This is a genomic window from Tepidibacillus sp. LV47 (genome assembly GCF_048381575.1).
In the GTDB taxonomy this organism is placed as follows: Bacteria; Bacillota; Bacilli; order Tepidibacillales; family Tepidibacillaceae; genus Tepidibacillus.
This window is the reverse complement of record NZ_JBLWIF010000003.1, coordinates 24818-43608: the sequence shown is the minus strand read 5'-3', so window position 1 is coordinate 43608 and position 18791 is coordinate 24818. Positions and strand designations below refer to the sequence as shown.

Annotated in this window: 18 protein-coding genes; 17 read left to right on the top strand and 1 reads right to left on the bottom strand. The window is 35.2% G+C overall.

The genetic code is table 11. From position 1 onward, the window contains the following. The first annotated feature begins 108 nt into the window (after positions 1 to 108). The 10 genes from panB to ACMW72_RS05020 all read left to right on the top strand — a co-directional run bounded on the left by panB (position 109) and on the right by ACMW72_RS05020 (position 11595). Positions 109 to 954, top strand: a complete 846-nt coding sequence (gene panB / locus ACMW72_RS05065) for a 3-methyl-2-oxobutanoate hydroxymethyltransferase (protein WP_418367764.1) — start codon at positions 109 to 111, stop codon at positions 952 to 954. Between the two features lie 2 nt (positions 955 to 956). Next, positions 957 to 1817 carry a pantoate--beta-alanine ligase gene (panC, locus tag ACMW72_RS05060; RefSeq protein WP_418367763.1) on the top strand — a complete coding sequence of 287 codons (861 nt, stop codon included), beginning with the start codon at positions 957 to 959 and terminating at the stop codon, positions 1815 to 1817. Between the two features lie 2 nt (positions 1818 to 1819). Then, entirely contained in the window at positions 1820 to 2203 is a 384-nt protein-coding gene (gene panD, locus ACMW72_RS05055) for an aspartate 1-decarboxylase (protein WP_418367762.1), read from the top strand. A 67-nt stretch (positions 2204 to 2270) separates the two neighbouring features. After that, positions 2271 to 3671: a tetratricopeptide repeat protein gene (locus ACMW72_RS05050; protein ID WP_418367761.1), complete on the top strand. Its 1401-nt coding sequence runs from the start codon at positions 2271 to 2273 to the stop codon at positions 3669 to 3671. 101 nt (positions 3672 to 3772) lie between these two features. Further along, positions 3773 to 6604, top strand: a complete 2832-nt coding sequence (gene dinG, locus ACMW72_RS05045) for an ATP-dependent DNA helicase DinG (RefSeq protein ID WP_418367760.1) — start codon at positions 3773 to 3775, stop codon at positions 6602 to 6604. A gap of 36 nt (positions 6605 to 6640) precedes the next feature. After that, positions 6641 to 7522: a ComEC/Rec2 family competence protein gene (locus tag ACMW72_RS05040; protein WP_418367759.1), complete on the top strand. Its 882-nt coding sequence runs from the start codon at positions 6641 to 6643 to the stop codon at positions 7520 to 7522. Positions 7523 to 7587: 65 nt separating this feature from the next. Beyond that, on the top strand, positions 7588 to 8403 hold the full coding sequence (locus tag ACMW72_RS05035) for a Ku protein (RefSeq protein ID WP_418367758.1): 816 nt from the start codon (positions 7588 to 7590) through the stop codon (positions 8401 to 8403). 13 nt (positions 8404 to 8416) lie between these two features. Continuing rightward, positions 8417 to 9358: a non-homologous end-joining DNA ligase gene (gene ligD, locus ACMW72_RS05030; RefSeq protein ID WP_418367757.1), complete on the top strand. Its 942-nt coding sequence runs from the start codon at positions 8417 to 8419 to the stop codon at positions 9356 to 9358. Further along, positions 9358 to 10257: a non-homologous end-joining DNA ligase gene (ligD, locus tag ACMW72_RS05025; RefSeq protein ID WP_418367756.1), complete on the top strand. Its 900-nt coding sequence runs from the start codon at positions 9358 to 9360 to the stop codon at positions 10255 to 10257. Before ligD (ACMW72_RS05030) ends, ligD (ACMW72_RS05025) begins: the two co-directional genes overlap by 1 nt. A gap of 36 nt (positions 10258 to 10293) precedes the next feature. Then, positions 10294 to 11595: an amidohydrolase family protein gene (locus ACMW72_RS05020; protein WP_418367959.1), complete on the top strand. Its 1302-nt coding sequence runs from the start codon at positions 10294 to 10296 to the stop codon at positions 11593 to 11595. Between the two features lie 102 nt (positions 11596 to 11697). On the opposite strand, the gene ACMW72_RS05015 is transcribed toward ACMW72_RS05020, so the two are convergent. Beyond that, positions 11698 to 11865 carry a hypothetical protein gene (locus ACMW72_RS05015; RefSeq protein ID WP_418367755.1) on the bottom strand — a complete coding sequence of 56 codons (168 nt, stop codon included), beginning with the start codon at positions 11863 to 11865 and terminating at the stop codon, positions 11698 to 11700. A 157-nt stretch (positions 11866 to 12022) separates the two neighbouring features. Here ACMW72_RS05015 and ACMW72_RS05010 point away from each other — a divergent pair, with 157 nt between their 5' ends. The 7 genes from ACMW72_RS05010 to ACMW72_RS04980 all read left to right on the top strand — a co-directional run bounded on the left by ACMW72_RS05010 (position 12023) and on the right by ACMW72_RS04980 (position 18735). Next, positions 12023 to 12187: a YpmA family protein gene (locus ACMW72_RS05010; protein WP_418367754.1), complete on the top strand. Its 165-nt coding sequence runs from the start codon at positions 12023 to 12025 to the stop codon at positions 12185 to 12187. A gap of 26 nt (positions 12188 to 12213) precedes the next feature. Next, on the top strand, positions 12214 to 12699 hold the full coding sequence (locus ACMW72_RS05005; protein ID WP_418367753.1) for a hypothetical protein: 486 nt from the start codon (positions 12214 to 12216) through the stop codon (positions 12697 to 12699). 342 nt (positions 12700 to 13041) lie between these two features. Further along, positions 13042 to 13575, top strand: a complete 534-nt coding sequence (locus ACMW72_RS05000) for a hypothetical protein (RefSeq protein WP_418367752.1) — start codon at positions 13042 to 13044, stop codon at positions 13573 to 13575. Then, entirely contained in the window at positions 13568 to 15064 is a 1497-nt protein-coding gene (locus ACMW72_RS04995) for an AAA family ATPase (RefSeq protein ID WP_418367751.1), read from the top strand. The genes ACMW72_RS05000 and ACMW72_RS04995 overlap by 8 nt, the downstream gene beginning before the upstream one ends. A gap of 129 nt (positions 15065 to 15193) precedes the next feature. Beyond that, positions 15194 to 16063, top strand: coding sequence for a 3-hydroxyacyl-CoA dehydrogenase family protein (locus ACMW72_RS04990; protein WP_418367750.1), 870 nt, complete (start codon positions 15194 to 15196; stop codon positions 16061 to 16063). Between the two features lie 238 nt (positions 16064 to 16301). Further along, complete coding sequence (locus ACMW72_RS04985; protein ID WP_418367749.1) at positions 16302 to 17504, top strand: acetate/propionate family kinase; 1203 nt, start codon at positions 16302 to 16304, stop codon at positions 17502 to 17504. Positions 17505 to 17544: 40 nt separating this feature from the next. Beyond that, complete coding sequence (locus tag ACMW72_RS04980; protein ID WP_418367748.1) at positions 17545 to 18735, top strand: pyridoxal phosphate-dependent aminotransferase; 1191 nt, start codon at positions 17545 to 17547, stop codon at positions 18733 to 18735. Positions 18736 to 18791 lie beyond the last annotated feature (56 nt).

Here is an 18791-nt window from a genome sequence, read left to right as displayed (position 1 = left end):
TTTCTGCTCTGAGCCTTAACGGACCGAGACAGAAGGAGAGAAAAGAGGATGATATAACCTTCTACCCGTCTATGGGCTAGAAGTTTTTTTTATCTTGGAGGTGATAACATGGAACAAAAAGCAATTACGATTTACGATCTAAAAAAATTAAAAGAAAAAAAAGAGCCGATCACCATGGTGACCGCTTACGACTATCCCACTGCCAGATTAATCGATCAGAGCGGAATCGAGATGATTTTAGTTGGTGATTCATTAGGAATGGTCGTACTAGGATATGATACCACGATTCCTGTTACATTAGAGGATATGATCCATCATGGGAAAGCAGTGGTAAGAGGAACGAAAAGAGCATTTGTCGTTGTAGATATGCCCTTTCTTACTTATCATCTAGGCATAGAAAAAGCAGTCTATCATGCAGGGCGGATCATGCAAGAAACAGGAGCAAAAGCAGTTAAAATCGAAGGTGGAAAGGAGATTGTCCCTGTCATTCAGGCGATTATTCAAGCTGGAATTCCTGTTATGGGACATATTGGCTTAACCCCTCAATCTGTACACCAACTTGGAGGTTTCAAAGTCCAAGGAAAATCAAAAGAAGATGCCCTAAAAATCATTGAAGATGCAAAGGCATTAGAAGCAGCTGGTGTATTTAGCATTGTTCTCGAAGCCATACCTCATGATTTAGCGAAAATTATCACAGAAACTGTTTCGGTGCCAACAATCGGGATTGGAGCAGGGAATGCTTGTGACGGTCAAGTACTTGTCTTTCACGATTTGATTCAATATGGAATGGATCGACCTCCTAAATTCGTCAAGGTTTATGGGCAAATCGGTGAAATGATCAGATTGAGCCTTTCTCAATATAAAGATGAAGTAAAAAAGAGAATCTTTCCAGCAAAAGAACATACTTTTTCCATTCAAGAATCTGTTTTAGAACAACTATACGGGAAGGTGTAAACATGGAAGTGATTACAACGATAAACGAAATCAGAACGAGAATAGCAAAAGAGAAAAAAGCAGGAAAAGTCATTGGTCTCGTACCTACTATGGGATATTTACATCGTGGTCATCAAAGTTTGATTGAAAAAGCCCGCAAAGAAAGTGATTTTGTCGTTGTATCGATTTTTGTCAATCCATTGCAATTTGGCCCAAATGAAGATTATGATCGTTATCCAAGAGACTTAGAAAGAGACAAGATTATGGCCAAACAAGCTGGTGCTGACCTGATTTTTTTCCCATCTGTTAATGAGATGTATCCTGCAAAACCAAAAACCTTTGTTGAAGTCAATGAGCTAACCGCTCAATTATGCGGAAAATCAAGACCAGGACATTTTCGTGGAGTCACAACGGTTGTAAGCAAACTTTTTCATATCATCCAACCAGATATGGCATATTTTGGTTTGAAAGATGCCCAACAAGTAGCAGTCATTCAGCAAATGGTTCAAGATTTGAATATGCCAATTACCATCATACCTTGTCCGATTGTACGTGAAGAAGATGGGTTGGCCTTAAGTTCGCGAAATGTGTATTTATCACCTGAAGAACGAAACCAGGCAACAATTCTTTATCAAAGTCTACAAAAGGCTAAAGAATGGATTGAAGAGGGAATCACAGAAACGAGGATTCTAAAGGATCGAATCAGAAGTGTTATTGAAACTCAATCCCTTGCTCGCATCGATTATGTGGAAATCCTTTCCTTTCCATCCCTAGAACCTGTAGGGGAAATTAACGAAACGAGCCAAACCATTATTGCATTAGCTGTTTGGTTTGGCAAAACAAGATTAATCGATAATCTCATCATCGATCGAAATGAGGTGTAAACATGTTGTTACAAATGATGAAGTCCAAAATTCATAGAGCAACTGTAACGGAAGCAAACCTAAATTATGTTGGAAGCATTACGATTGATGAAGCTATTATGGAGGCGGTAGGTATTTTACCCAATGAAAAAGTCCAGGTTGTCAATAACCATAATGGTGCACGCTTTGAAACCTATGTCATTAAAGGGGAAAGGAATTCAGGAACGATTTGTTTGAATGGGGCTGCGGCCCGTTTAGTTCAACCAGGTGATACAGTCATTATCATGGCTTATGCATTGATGACGGAAGAAGAGGCGAAACGTTTTACACCCAAAATTGCGGTTTTAAATGAAAAGAATCAAATCGCTCAAATGATTGATCAGGAACAAGAAGCTACTGTTTTGTAATTGATGCTCCTCCTCGCATATTCTCGATCGATCTGGCAAAAAATGAGATTAGAGGAGGAGCAAACTTATGATTCAGCAACTTTTTTCCTATATGCACCAAACGATCAATGAGTTAGAACATGAATTTAATGAACATATTGGAATAGATCATGAACTTAATTTGTTAGAAAAATATTTTACGATCAAAGAGATGATTGAGGATATTTCTGATGAATTAATGCAAATAACAAATAAACTAAAACAATTTGAGAAGAATCATGGCTTAGATCTTCCTGTTATCGAATCAACTTCTAAAGATAATCTTGAAGAAGTCGTAATTGAACTGGATGAAAGTGATTTTTTAGATTTTCAACAAGGAATCGGTTTTTTTGATTTATGGATGTATGATCGTGCGATTATTCATTTAGAAAAGATCATGGCAAAGTATCCTGATTTCAATTTAGCAAGATTATATACGGCGATGACCTATTTTCAAAAAGGAGATGATCAAGAAGCGAAAAAACAATTAAACATCCTCTTTCAATATACTGAGGATGACGATCTTCTTTCACTAGGACATAACCTTTTAGGAATGATCTATGGTAAAAAGGGATATTATCAAAAGGCGATTGCTGAATTTCAACAAGCCATAGAGCATCGCTCTGATTGGTATGAACCAAAGTTTAACATTGCCATCGTCTATTATCAGTTAGGCCAATATCATCAGACGATTTTCTTTCTCAAAGAAATCCTGAACCAAAGACCTCTGGATTGGGAAATTGCATATTATTTAGGAAAGTCATATCAGAAATTAAACCAATCTCATCGTGCCAACGAATGGTTTAAAAGGGTTTATGATATGACAAAACAACCAAAAATGATTCAACAGATTGCCATGGATTTTGAAAAAAGAAAACAATTTAAACAGGCCATTTATTGGTTCGAAAAATGGCGCGACCTTGAACCAAATCGCCCAGAACCCCTACTCTCCCTTATTAAAAATGTCTGGTTATCTGGAGAAAAAGCAAAAGCAAAACTTTTGTTGAAAAAATTTTTTTCTGTCTTTGAAGAAACCAAAGAAGCCTTATTATTATATGCTTGGATCTTAACAGAAGAGGGAGAAACGGATAAACTAGATGCTGTATTGACAAAACTAACCTCCAATCTGATTAAGCACTTAGAAATACCTGATTTCACTTTTTTGGCCAGCCTAGTTCGATTATATGCCTTTCATCAACATGATCAACAATCCCAAGATTTGATCTCCTATCTTTTAAAGTCGGAAAACTCATATATCCAGGGTCTCGCCCATATGTTACAAGGTATTATTCACTTAGATCAAAATCGCCCAGAACAAGCCCTTGAGCATTTTTTAAAGACCGTTAGTGCAAATGTGACCTTCCCCTATTTTCCTTTTTACCTAGGATATACGTATTTTCTTTTAGGGGATTTAGAAGAAGCGAAAAGATGTTTTACAATGCTTCATTAAGAAAACAACCTTAGCTAGTTTTAGTTAAGGTTGTTTTCTTTGTTTTTTTCGATTTGTTAGTATAGTATAATGGGATGTGAACATTTTATGAGGTGAAAAAGGTGAAGCGTTTTATCGTCATTGATATAGAAACAACTGGAAATCAACCAGATCGAGATGCAATTACGGAAGTAGGATTAGTCCTTATTGAAAATGGCGAAATCAAGAAGGTTTATTCTTCATTCGTATATACGGAACAACCAATACCTGAATACATTCAATCATTAACCGGTATAACTAATCAAATGCTTGAAGACGCACCACCCATTGATGAAGTGTTGATGGAGTTACTTCCTTTAATGGAAGATGCTGTTTTTGTTGCCCATAATGCTCTTTTCGATCTTGGATTTATTCAGCAGGCATTAGATGAATGGGGTTATCAACCCTTTATTGGTCCTGTTATCGATACTCTAACCTTGTCACGAATTTTATTTCCTATGGTACAAAGTTACAAGTTAGCGGAAATCACGCAAGAATTAGGGATTCTTCATAAAAAACCCCACCGAGCAGCAGATGATGCTTTGGCAACTGCTAAGCTTTTTTTACTCCTTATTGATCAATTAAAAAAAATGCCGCTGATTTATTTACAACGATTGGTTGAGATCGTAAGAAAGATCGATCTGGATTTAGCTGCCTTTATTGATGAATTTATTGAAGACAGAATTACACATCTCGTTAATGAAGAGAATTTTTTCATCTATCAACAAATAGCTTTACAAAAGATGGATGAGAATGAGTCATCTTTAGATGATCATTATGGCAATTTAGATTTCGATGAGATGTTTTTAGAAAATGGTTATCTTTCTAAACGGTTTCCAAACTTTGAAATTCGACCTTCACAAAGAGAAATGTCCCTTGATATAATGGATGCTTTTCTGGATAACAAACATTTAATGATCGAAGCAGGAACAGGTACCGGTAAATCGTTAGCATATTTACTTCCTGCAATCTTTTACGCAAAAGAACATGATGAAAAAGTTGTGATCTCAACGCATACGATTAATTTGCAAGAGCAACTTTATCAAAGAGATATTCCATTATTAAAAGAAATTTTGCCATTTGATTTTAAGGTAACCATTCTAAAAGGACGTAACCATTATTTATGCTTACGTAAATTTGAACAACTACTCCTTCATTCATCTAATGAACGGAATAAAGAAGAAATGATTCATCTTGCTCAACTATTAACATGGGTTGCTCTAACCAAAACAGGAGATGTTGAAGAGTTAAACTTTACAAGTAACCAAAAATATCTGTGGAATGAAGTGAAAAGTGACGCGGAGACTTGCTTAAATCGAAACTGTCCTTGGTTTCGTCTTTGCTTTTATCATCGGGCAAAACAAAAAGCGCAAACGGCAGACCTGATTTTAACCAATCATTCTTTACTTTTAACCGATTTACAATCAGAAAACCGGATTCTCCCTAATTACAAAAAGTTAGTGATTGATGAAGCCCATCACTTTGAGGAGGTAGCATCCACCCATCTAGGTTATGAATTAAGCCAATATGAAATTCAGCAATATTTTCAGCGCTTATATAAAGATGCAAAACATGGGTTATTCGTTCAAATTATGAACGAATGTTTTCATTCTCAAGATCCTGACCAATTTTCCCTTGCAAACCAAATCCAAAATCATTTACTACCTTTAATAATAAAAATTGAACAGAACTTTCAAGATTATTTTGAACAATTGGGCCAGTTTGTGGATCGTTTGGTTATCAATCAGGAAATTGGTAGGAAAACCATTCGAATTACTGATCGGATGAAAAGTAGAAAAGAATGGATCGTTATTTATGAACTCTATCGAAACCTTTATATAGACTTGATGGAATTGGATAATCTCACTGAAGAAATTCTTAGGAAGATGAAAGATTATCATTTGGAAGAAAATTTAATTGCTGATTTAAAAGGGATCCACAAAGAATTAAAAGAAATCAATCATATTCTATCTGAGTGGAGCGAAGCAGAGAATACAAGTATGGTGTTTTGGGTTGAAACAGAGAATAGAGGAAAAAAATTTGTCTCCTATCTTTATGCAAGTCCAGTGGAAGTGGGCCCATATATCAAAGAATTTCTTTTTGATCAGAAAGAAAGTGTGATCCTTACTTCAGCAACGTTAAGCGTCAATGGTTCATTTCAATACAGCAGTGAAAAGTTTGGCTTTATGAAAATAGATCCGGAATTAAGAGTAAAGACACTAGCTTCACCTTTTGATTACTACAAACAGGCTTTTATTTCAATTCCAAATGATTTCCCCAATATCCAAGACGTAGGGGAAAAAGAGTTTATTCATTCTTTAGTTAAGTATATTCACGAACTAGCACTACATCTAAACGGAAAGACGTTAGTTTTATTTACATCTCACCAGATGTTACAACAAGCATATGAAGGATTGAAGAATTCCCTTGAACCAAATGGAATTAAAGTGCTTGGCCATGGTATCGATAGTTCAAGTCGGACAAAGTTGGTGAAACAATTTCAATTACAAAGACCAACAATATTATTAGGAACGAGTAGTTTTTGGGAAGGGGTAGATATTCCTGGAGAAGCGTTAAGTGTGCTTGTGATTGTTCGCCTCCCTTTTACACCACCTACTCACCCCATTTACGAGGCAAAAACAGAAAAATTAAAAGAAGCAAACCGAAATCCATTTATGGAAATGGCTGTTCCCCAAGCGGTTATTCGTTTTAAACAAGGGTTTGGTCGATTAATTCGATCACAAAAAGATCGTGGTGCTGTGATTATCTTTGACAAAAGAATTATCGAGGCCAAATATGGGAAATGGTTTCTTTGTTCTTTACCTAATATTGATATTCGTTATCAACCTTTTGCAAAAATTTTAGCTGATATAAAGGAATGGATTGGCGGGAATAATTTAATCGATCATTCATAAGATGAGGATAGAGCATAAGACAAGAAGGTGAGCATAATGAAATTAACCAAAATTGTCTTCTCTTTTATCCTCATTTTTTCTTTTTTTTCTTTTCTTTTTTATAAAGCATATTCTTCTATTTTTGTTCGTTCGATTTTTGCCAATCACACAGAGGAAGAAAAACACTTACAAGATAACGAAGTTCAAGTTTCTTTTTTGCCTTTAGAACAAGGGGAAGCAACATTAATACAACTCGCAAACGGTGATACGTATCTGATTGATACAGGAAATGAATATAGTCAAGAGCAACTACTTGAGTTGTTAAACGAACATAAAGTCGTCCAAATGAAAGGAATTTTATTGACGAATCCTTGTGAAGATCATATAGGGGGATTTGAGGAAATTATCCATCAATACCATGTTGAGCAAATTTACCTTCCTGAATTAATCGCTTCTACTTTTCCAATTACTGATTCTTACCGTTCAAAAATAAAATATATAAAACAGAATGATATTGAATTTTGGGGACCTTTAAAAGTACAGATTTTAAGTCCACAAGAGCCATTGTCCCTTTCCCTACAGGATAACTCATTAGTTTTTCAATTAACTCATCAAAAGATTCGTTTTTTGTTTACCAGTGATATCAGTGAAGAAATAGAAAAAAGACTGATCAAAAAGTACTCGTTAAAATCGGAAATTTTAAAAGTAAGCGATTTTGGTAATAATACCGCTTCAAATCCGGAGTTTTTGCAAGAAGTAGATCCCCAAATCGCCATTATCTTTTCCAGTGATCCCGAGTTATATCAAACAAGTGATGACGTCGTTGAACGATTAAAAGAATCATGGGTAGATATTTATGAAGTAAGTAAAGTAGGAGAAGTTCAAATCATAAGCAATGGAGATGATTACCAAATTCAATTAGTCAAAAAAGAAGATTAGTGATTAGTTGGTGTATGAATGATACCGATTTATCAAACAATACCTCTTAATGGAGGTGTTTTTTTATGCATACAATGTGGAAAGGTTCAATTAGTTTTGGCCTTGTGAATATTCCCATTAAAATGTTTGCTTCAACGGAAGATAAAGAGATCAAGTTTCGTTATTTACATAAAGTGTGTAAAACTCCTTTAAAATATATTCGAACCTGTCCTACATGTAATGTGGAAGTGGAATGGGGGAATATCGTAAGGGGAGTCGAATACGAACCAGGGCGTTTTGTCTTGATTGAAGAAGAAGATTTAGCGATTCTTGAACCGGAATACAATAAAGCGATTGAAATTATCGATTTTGTTAATCTATCAGAAATCGACCCTATTTATTTCGATAAATCATACTACTTATCTCCTCAAGATACGGGAGCAAAGGCCTATAGCCTTTTAAGGCAGGGGTTAAAGGAAACAGGCAAGATTGGTATCGCTAAAATCGTCCTTCGTTCGAAACAATCGTTAGCAGCCATTCGGGTTTATCAAAATTTACTTGTTTTAGAGACGCTTCATTTCCCTGATGAAGTTAGGTCGGTGGATTTAGTACCTGAAATTCCCCAAAATATAGAGGTTAGTAAAAAAGAATTAAGTATGGCGATTCAATTAATTGAAAATTTATCCGCACCATTTGAACCTGAAAAATATACAGATGATTATCGTGAAGCATTAAGAGAATTGATTAACAAAAAAATTGAAGGGGAAGAGATTGAGATTCCAAAAGAAGCTCCACAAAAAAATATTATTGATTTAATGCAAGCTCTACAAGCGAGTCTCGAACAAACCAAAGAAAAGAAAAAAAACAAAAAAGGAAGAAAAAAGAAAACCACAGCGAGTTAAGGTGAGAATAAAAGTGGAATGGATAAAGCCTATGGAACCCATCTTGCGTTCTGATATTCCTTCAGGAGATACATGGATTCATCAAATCAAATGGGATGGTATTCGTGGTCTTACATATATCGGACAAACAGGACTTCGTCTTTATACAAAGAAAGGAAAGGAAAGAACAGAAATTTATCCGGAAATCCAGCAATTATTAAAACTTGTAAAAGCAAATTCAGTCGTACTCGATGGGGAAATGATTATTCTTAATGATGAGAATAAACCTTCATTTGAATTATTACTCAAAAGAGAAAGAGTCCAAACAAAAGAAAAAGTCTCTTTTTACAGTAAAAAATATCCAATAAAATACATTTTGTTTGATATATTGTACCTAAATGGAGAGAATCTTACGAAAAAACCGTTAAGCGAGAGAAAAGATCTTCTTCTTAAATTCGTTGATCAAAATGAAAATATCGCTATTACGGAAGATTTTAAAGATGGTATGATGTTATTTGAACTGATGCGAGAAAAGGAATGGGAAGGAATTGTATCAAAACACATTAATAGTCCCTATACCGGGGGGAAAAACCACAAAGATTGGTATAAAATAAAGCTTCAGCGTAAAATGTTAGTCGTCGTTGGAGGGGTTCAATGGAAGTATGAATTACCTAATTCTTTGTTATTAGGGATCTATAGAAACGGTCGCCTTTTATTTATTGGTAAGGCTTCAATAGGTTTAAAACAATTAGATTTGCAAATCTTGAAAGAATTTGTTCCTAAACTTAAGCAAACGGATTCTCCATTCTACCAGATAACGGCAAAGATAAATGATGTAACATGGTTAAAACCTACATTAACTTGTTGGGTCCAGTTTTTTGATTGGACACATGAAGGGCAATTACGGCATCCCAAAATCCTTGGATTTAGTCCCTACCTTCCAAAGCAAGCTATCGGAAAGGAATATGTGTTGTAATGGATCAAATCAAGGTTGACAACTATTCACTTCAAATTACCAATCCCGAAAAAATCCTTTGGCCAGAACTAGGAATTCGAAAAATCGATTATTTGATAAAGTTGATGGAGATTGCGTCGTATATTCTTCCCCATGCCAAAGATCGTTTTTTAACAATCATTCGCTATCCTGATGGAATCAATGGAAAATCCTTTTACCAAAAAAAACTCCCTTCTTATGCTCCATCTTGGGTAGATCATCACCCTTGGCAAGATACGGATTACATTTTATTGAACAAACGAGCGACTTTGGCTTGGCTTTGCAACCAAGCGGCCCTTGAATTTCACACATCATTTAATCGTTATCAAAATGAACAATATCCAAGTTCATTGGTTTTTGATCTTGATCCTTCAAAGGGGCAGACGTTTGAACAGGTTGTCGAAGTTGCCTTATTGATTCATGAAACTCTTGAAACTTTAGGAATACAAAGTTGGATCAAAACATCAGGAGCAACAGGAATGCAAATTTATATTCCAATTGGCGAGCGTTATACATATAAGCAAGCAAGAAAAGTGAATCAGTTTTTTGGAAAATATTTTAGTGAAAAATACCCACAATTCATTACCATAGAGCGAGTCGTGAAAAATCGCGGAAAAAAATTATATTTTGATTATTTGCAGATGTGGCAAGGAAAAACGATTACATTAGTATATTCTCCAAGGGCTACAAAAGAGGCAACCGTATCAACTCCTGTAGAATGGGATGAACTGAAAAAAGGGATTCAGCCCACAGATTTTCATCTTTTGAATATTAAAGAGCGCATTTTAACGAAAGGAGATTTGTTCGCCCCGTTACTTAACAAACGCTACATTCAAGATCTTGATCCGATTCTTCAGTTTATCAACAAGCAAAAAATTTGATATGATGAATGTAGTGATCTGGGTAGAGGAGAGATGATTTTGCGTTCAATTGTGATTCATGCACTGATCGTTACGGTTAACTCGCAAAATGAAATCATCCAAAACGGAAGTATGATCTTTGAGGGAGATACGATTACCTATATTGGTGCAACACCAACACATCTAGATTTATCATCATTTGATAAAGTGATTGATGCCCATGGCAATATTGTCATGCCAGGATTGATCAATACCCATACCCATGCCGCTATGTCTTTGCTTCGTGGTTATGGGGACGATCTACCTCTTCAAGAATGGTTAGAACAAAAAATGTGGCCCATTGAAAGAAGATTTAAAGAAGAACATATTCGTTTAGGAACGGAACTTGCACTTGTGGAAATGTTAAAGTCAGGAACGACTACTTTTAACGATATGTATCAGTATATGGATGTAGTGGCCGACCTTGTTAACCAATCAGGTAGTCGTGCCAGTTTATCAAGGGGAATGTTGGGATTTGGTACAAAAGAGATGCTAAGGCAAAAATTAAAGGATACCATTCGCTTTGCTAAACAATGGCATAATCAAGCCAATGGTAAGATACGGGTTATGATTTCACCTCATTCAGCTTATACCTGTTCGCCCGATTTCATTAAAGAAGCTGTGGCGGTTGCCAAAGAATTAAATTTGCCTATACATATCCATATGGCAGAAACAGAACAAGAAGTTAAACAAAATATAGAACAATACGGAACAAGACCTGTTGAACATTTATATCATTTAGGGGTATTTGATCAGCCAACACTTGTCGCTCATGCGGTCCATGTGAATCATAAAGAAATTCAGCTTTTAAAGAAATTAGATGTAAAAATTTCTCATAATCCTGGAAGTAATCTAAAATTAGGAAGTGGAATTGCGCCTGTACCTGATATGCTTAAGATTGGTCTCCATATTGCCCTTGGTACAGATAGTGCTGCAAGTAACAATAATTTGGATATGTTTGAAGAGATGCGCTTAGCTTCATTGATTCATAAAGGATATAGACAAGACCCATTAGCAATTCCAGCAGATATTGCCATTCAGATGGCAACCCGCTACGGTGCGGAGGCATTATTTTGGGAAGATGAGATTGGTTCCTTAGAAGTGGGGAAGAAAGCAGATTTTATCATTTTAGATTCGAATCAATCCCATTTTCATCCCATGTATGATCCAATTTCACATATCGTTTACTCTGCTTCTGGAAAAGATGTTCTTGATGTTTTTATCAATGGGAAACAAGTGGTCAAAAATGGAGAAGTTTTAACTTTAGATGAAGAGCGAATCATTTTTGAGGTAGAAAAGATGGTGAAACAATGGAGATAAAGAAAAAGCCTGCAACTTGCAGGCTAGGAGAAAATGGAAGTGTATAAGGTATAAAATTTTAGTTAAATGGAAAATCTAACTTTGTAAATTCTACATGTAAATTTATTCAAATAAGTTATCTTTCATACGAAAATTGGGAAGATCTTCTTCGTCCGCAATATAACCTGTAGGGCAAACATGTAACCAAGCTTTGATCTCATTTAAGTGAATCAGGTGTAATGGTTTAAAAGCTAACAGTGATCTTTGACCATTGGAGAGATGCAACCCCATCACCTCCTTAGGTGTAATGTTATTATTACCTGAAACCATTTAGATATGAAATCCTATTTTAGTACAGACTCACATATATTTGTGGGTCTGTTTTTTCTATCCAATTTTGTTGTATAATGATTGAAGTGAAATTATTGATGAAAAGGATGAGGATATTATGGGGATTCGGTTAATCGCATCAGTGAAAGTAACCGCAACAGACGACTTGTATAAAATTGTAGATATCTTAAACAAAAATCTAAAATATGATGATTTGATGTTTGGGTTAGCGAAAGATGAAGAAGATCCTAACTTGATGGTATTTAGCATTTACCGTACATAAGACGTAATACCTAAAGGAGAATAAGCATGAAAAAATTTTTATGGATCAGTTTTAGTATTGTGATTTTCTTGTTTATGATCTCTTTTGTGTTTTTCTATCGAATATGGGCTTTGGAAAATTTAACGAAAAAACAAATGATAACCAATGTGAAAAAACATTTACCTATGGTAACTCAGATCGAACAAGTTGATTATTTTGCAGGAGACAAAGTTTACTATGTCATGTTTGCAAAAGATCGGGATGGAGATGAGCTAATGATTTGGACAAATGATGAAGAATTACGATACCGATATCTCGATCATTATTTGACGAAAGAACAAATTAAAGATTTAGTAAATCGTTTAGAAAAAAATTTTACGATAAAACGAATCACACCTGGGATTATTTACCAGGAGCGTTTTATTTACGAAGTACTTTATGAAGATGATGAGAAAAGATTAGGTTATATTTATTATGATCTACAAACAGGGGAATTTATCAAAAAATATCGGTTAGGTATTACCATTTCATAACGTTACTTTTTAGATGGCTTGTATGTTCTAACGCTGCTCCTAACCTTACGGTTTTCCGTAAATAAGGTCGGTGGGAAAAAACTTGCATTCTAAAGTCGCAGCTTATAGAACATACAAGCCATTAAGACGATGATGTAGGTTTGTATATTCCATAAGTAGCGACTTTTGGGAGTGTATTTCTTCCTTTTATTTTATTCAAAAGAAATACACGGACAATGGAGCGCGTTGGAATATACAAACCTATTTTTATTTTGTATTGCTTGGTACTATTTCCCATCATTTATGATATATACAATATGATATACTTTTATATGTATCGTTTTGATAGAAAGGGGGTATATTATGCGCTTGAAAAATTGGTTGTTAACGTTCGTTGTTTTTATCATATCTTTAATTGTTTTATTTGGAGGAAGTTTTCTATACCAAGATTTTCGTATCGAAAAACCGATCAAGGAAGCAATAAATGAAATAAAAGGAGTCAAACTTCAGCAAATCCAACTGGATAAAGAGAAAGTGATTTTAACCCTTGATGTTTCAAATATCGATAATTTTGTAAACACCTATCATCAGATTGAAGAAAGAGTTGTACCGATAATTGGTAAAAGAGAATTACAACTTCATTTTGAAAGTAACCAAGATCAAGCGCTTCTACATGCTTGGAATCAAGCCTACTTTGATGTTGCTCAAGCTATAGATAAAAACGAATATAGTACGATTCCAACTGTAGTTAAAAAGATAAAGAGCCAAGCTCATTTAGACAAAGTTGGTTATGGAATGGATGAAAAAAGTGTGTATATTGATTTGCATGCAGGAGACAAATCCCTTTATGTTATCCTCCCAAGAAAAGATGATCAGGTGGTGAAAAACCATGGTTAAACATCTTTTTTTTGGTTTTATCCCTGCTTTATTGATATTTCTAGGATCAAGTGGTTACAATATCAGCCCACTTCTCTTTTTATTTTTAATTGTTGCTATAGGTACTATTTTATTTTCTGATAAAAAAGGAAGTATACCTGGACTATTTCGAGATGGGAAAAATCGTACTCATGCAGTGGTCAAAACAAATATAAAATTTGAAGATATCGGTGGTCAGGAACGAGCAAAAAATGAATTAAAAGAAGCATTAGATTTTTTAATTTATCACGATAAAATTGAAAAATACGGGATTCGCCCTTTAAAAGGAATTTTATTATTTGGTCCACCAGGAACAGGTAAAACTTTAATGGCAAAAGCAGCAGCAGATTATACAGATTCAGTTTTTGTTGCTGCTTCTGGAAGTGAGTTTGTTGAGATGTATGTTGGTGTTGGAGCTCAACGCATTCGCGATCTATTTGCAGAAGCAAAAGAATTGGCAAAACGGAATAACAAAAATAGTGCGATCATTTTTATTGATGAAATTGATGTAATCGGTGCAAAACGCGATGGAAATCATCTACGTGAGTATGATCAAACATTAAACCAATTACTTACAGAAATGGATGGAATAAAAGAGGACGATCGCCCTAAGATTCTTGTTATTGCAGCAACGAACAGAAAGGATCTCCTTGATTCTGCATTGCTTCGTCCAGGTCGTTTTGATCGTCACATCACCGTAGATTTACCTGATAAACACGCAAGGAAGAAAATTTTAGAAATACACACCAAATCAAAGCCATTGGCAAATGATGTAGATTTAAATCAACTTTCGATTGAAACATATGGTTTTTCTGGTGCTCAATTAGAAAGTGTAGCTAATGAGGCAGCGATCTATGCATTACGAGAAAATGAACCAATGATTACCGCAAAACACTTTGCAAATGCTATTGATAAGGTTTTAATGGGTGAACAAACGGATCGTAAGGCAACAAAAGAAGAAAAAAGAAGGGTGGCCATTCACGAGTTAGGGCATGCGATTGTAGCTGAGAAAGTAAAACCTGGCTCAGTTTCACAAGTTGCTTTGAAACCTAGAGGACAAGCTCTTGGCTATGTTCGTCATAATCCTTCGGATGATCATTATCTTTATACTCGTGAATCCATTGAAAAACAAATCATGATTGCTTTAGGTGGGGCTGTAGCAGAAGAAATTTTTTACGGAGAAAGAAGCACAGGTTCCAAAAATGACTTTGATCAAGTTTTGAACCTTATTCAACATATGATTGAAGCAGGTTTAACTTCCCTAGGAATCGTCAATACTAATTATGTTTCTAAGGATAAAATCGTTGAAGAAACGAATGAGATTTTAGATCTGTTATTAACAAAAACAAAAGAACTGTTACAAGAACATAAAACAGTGATCGAAGAAGCGTTAGATTTTTTAGAAAAAGAAGAAGTCCTTTCGGGTGAGGAATTTAGACAGATGATTGCTAAAATATCAAAAAATAAATGAAAGCCAAATCAGAAGATTTGGCTTTTTTTGAATCTGTTTCATAAAAATCTAAAAAATTTGTATAACACATGTAACGGGGATTATGATACTATATTATTCGTATGAAAAATTAAGTAGGGAGGAACGATTATGACCATTCGTAAAGTGGGTGTAATTGGTGCAGGGGTTATGGGTACAGGGATTACTCAGATGCTTGCAGAACATGGGATTGATGTAATCGTGATCGATAAAGAGGAAAGTATTTTAGAACAATCAAAACAACACCTCATCCAAGCTTTAGATAAATCGATTGAAAAATGGGGAATTACCGAAACGGAGAAAAAAGTGATTTTATCTAAAATTCACTATACATTAGACAAACAATCCCTAAAAGAAGTGGATTTAATTATTGAAAGTATCGATGAAATCCTTGATGAGAAAAAAGAACTTTTCCGTGAGATCGATCAAATCTGTATACCTAGCACCATTTTTGCAACCAATACTTCTACACTAAGTATTACCGAATTAGCGAGTGAGACAAATCGACCAGATAAATTTATTGGCTTAAATTTTACATATCCAGTTACGAAACGTGAACTGGTACAAATTGTTCGTGGATTAGAAACTTCCGATGCTACCTATCAAATCGCAAAAGAATTTGTTGAGGCAATGGGGAAAACTGGCATACAAGTATATGAATCGCCTGGTTATGTGACAGTACGTTTAATGATGCCTTTAATTAATGAGGCTATTAATATTGTCATGGAAGGTGTTGCTTCGGAAGAAGACGTAGATAAAGCGATGAAACTTGGTTTTGGATTTCAGTATGGACCATTAGAAATGGCAGATCGAATGGGATTAGATGCGGTTTTGAGAGTCAGTGAAGCAATGTATAAAGAATATGGGGATGTTCGTTTCCGTCCAGCACTAACATTGAAAAAATTAGTTCGAGCAGGTTATCTTGGCGAGAAAACAGGTCAAGGTTTCTTTAGATACGAAAATGGTGAACGAATCAAGTAAAGTCCTGCACTAATATGTAAAGACCCTTCTAGGCCACGAAAAGTCCAGACCCCAATATTAGAATCTGGTATTAAGCTGTCTGCTCTTTTGACCGATCATTCCTAATAACGGTAAGTGAAAGAGCTATTGTTGATTAAGAAAAATTACTATTTAGTTTTCAAGGAACAAAGTCTCTCAATAAAATTGGAAATTCGATGTTTTTGAGAGGCATGAAAATACTATACGAGGAGAGGTTAAAATGAAAATTTTCGTCTTAAACTGTGGTAGTTCATCATTAAAATACCAGCTTTTTGATATGAAGGATGAATCTGTGATTGCCTCAGGAAAAGTAGAACGAATCGGTATGGAAGATGCCATTTTAACCCATGAACCTACTGGAAAAGAAGACCTGAAATTAGTTACCGAGATTCTTGACCATACTACAGCTATTGAAAAAGTTTTCAACTATCTTGTTGATCCAAAATATGGAGTTATCTCTGACATCAATGAGATTGAAGCAGTTGGCCATCGTGTCGTTCACGGTGGAGAGGTTTTTTCTGATTCGGTCAAAGTAGATGCTCAAGTAAAAGCGGCGATAAAAGGAACATTTGATTTGGCGCCTTTACATAATCCAGCAAACTTGGTTGGGATCGAAGCCGTTGAAACAGTTCTACCTGGTGTTCCCAATGTTGCTGTTTTTGATACCGCTTTTCATCAAACAATGCCTAAAAAAGCATATATGTATGCATTACCTCGAATCTTATACAAAAAGCATAAAATTAGAAGATATGGATTTCATGGAACTTCACATAAATATGTAAGCCAAAAAGCAGCCGAGTTTTTAAGTAAGTCGATCGAAGATTTAAAAATCGTATCATGTCATATTGGAAATGGGGCGAGTATAGCAGCTATCGACAAAGGAAAATCCGTGGATACCAGTATGGGAATGACCCCGTTAGAAGGTCTAATGATGGGAACACGTAGTGGTGATATCGATCCGGCAATTATTCCCTTTGTTATGGAGAAAGAAGATTTAACCTTAAATGAAGTGAATTCAATGTTAAATAAGCATAGTGGTTTACTCGGAGTTTCTGGCATTGGAAGCGATATGAGAGATATTGAAGAAAATATGGATTCTAATGAAAATGCGAAACTCGCTTTTGACATGTATGAGTATCGAATTCGCAAATACATCGGAGCATATGCTGCTGCAATGAACGGAATAGATGTACTGATTTTCACTGCTGGTGTAGGTGAAAACTCGAATATTTTAAGAAAAGCGATTGCAAATAATCTTACCTATTTGGGAATTGAAATTGACGATAAACTCAATAACATTCGCTCCAAAGAAGTAAGAAGAATCAGTACACCAAATTCAAAAGTTGAAGTTTTGGTCGTTCCAACAAATGAGGAGTTAATGATTGCAAGAGATACCTTAAGAATAGTAAAATCAAGTAAATAAATATAATTTTATTTGTATAGACTTGTGGGGAGGTATTTCTATGCAATTTGCAAAAAGGGTTTCAGAGTTAACTCCTTCATCGACCCTGGCAATTACAGCAAAGGCAAAAGAACTACGGAGTAAAGGAATCGATGTCGTGGGGTTAGGAGCAGGTGAACCAGACTTTAATACGCCAGATCATATTATTGAGGCTGCAACGATCGCAATGAAAAAAGGTTTTACTAAATATACACCTGCTTCTGGTATTCCTGAACTAAAACAAGCAATCATTGACAAATTCAAACGGGATAATGGATTACATTATGAAATGAACCAGGTAATGGTCACTTTAGGAGCAAAGCATGCGTTATATAATTTTTTTCAAGCAGTATGTAATCCCGGAGACGAGGTTATTATTCCAATACCTTATTGGGTGAGTTATCCCGAACAGGTAAAATTAGCAGAAGCTGTTCCAGTCTTTGTGGAAGGAAATAAAGATAACCAATATAAAATTACAGCAGAACAATTAGAAAAGGCGATTACGAAGCGAACCAAAGCATTCATCCTCAATTCACCAAGTAATCCAACTGGAACCGTTTATACAAAAGAAGAACTATCTGAAATTGCAGAAGTTTGTAAAAAACATAATCTTTATATTGTTTCAGATGAAATCTACGAAAAATTGATCTATGATGGAGTGAAACATGTAAGTATTGCAAGTATCAGTGAAGATGCTTACAATCGTACTGTGGTTGTAAATGGGGTTTCTAAACCATACTCTATGACTGGTTGGAGGATAGGGTATATTGCTGGGAATAAGGATCTGATTAAAGTCATGACCGATTTAGCTAGTCATAGTACATCTAACCCTGTTTCCTTTGCTCAATATGGCGCATTAGAAGCGATTAACGGACCACAAAAAGAACTAGAAAAAATGAGAGAAACCTTTGAACAACGTCGAAACATCGTTTTAGATTTAATTGATGAAATTCCCGGTTTAAAGGCAATTCGGCCACAAGGAGCATTCTATGTTTTTATTGATATATCTGAAGTTTTAACCACCAAGAGGAGACAATTTAAAAATGCTGATGAATGGGCTAAAGCTTTATTAGAAGAAGCAAAAGTTGCAGTCATTCCTGGATCAGGATTTGGAGCACCTAACCATATTAGAATCTCATATGCTACTTCTATTGAGCAATTACAAGAGGGTATGCGCCGAATCAAGGATTTCATTACTTCATTAAATGCTTGAGATTGATTTATTTTAGCGATAAATAGTATAATTAACGGGTTGATAAAAATCGGAGG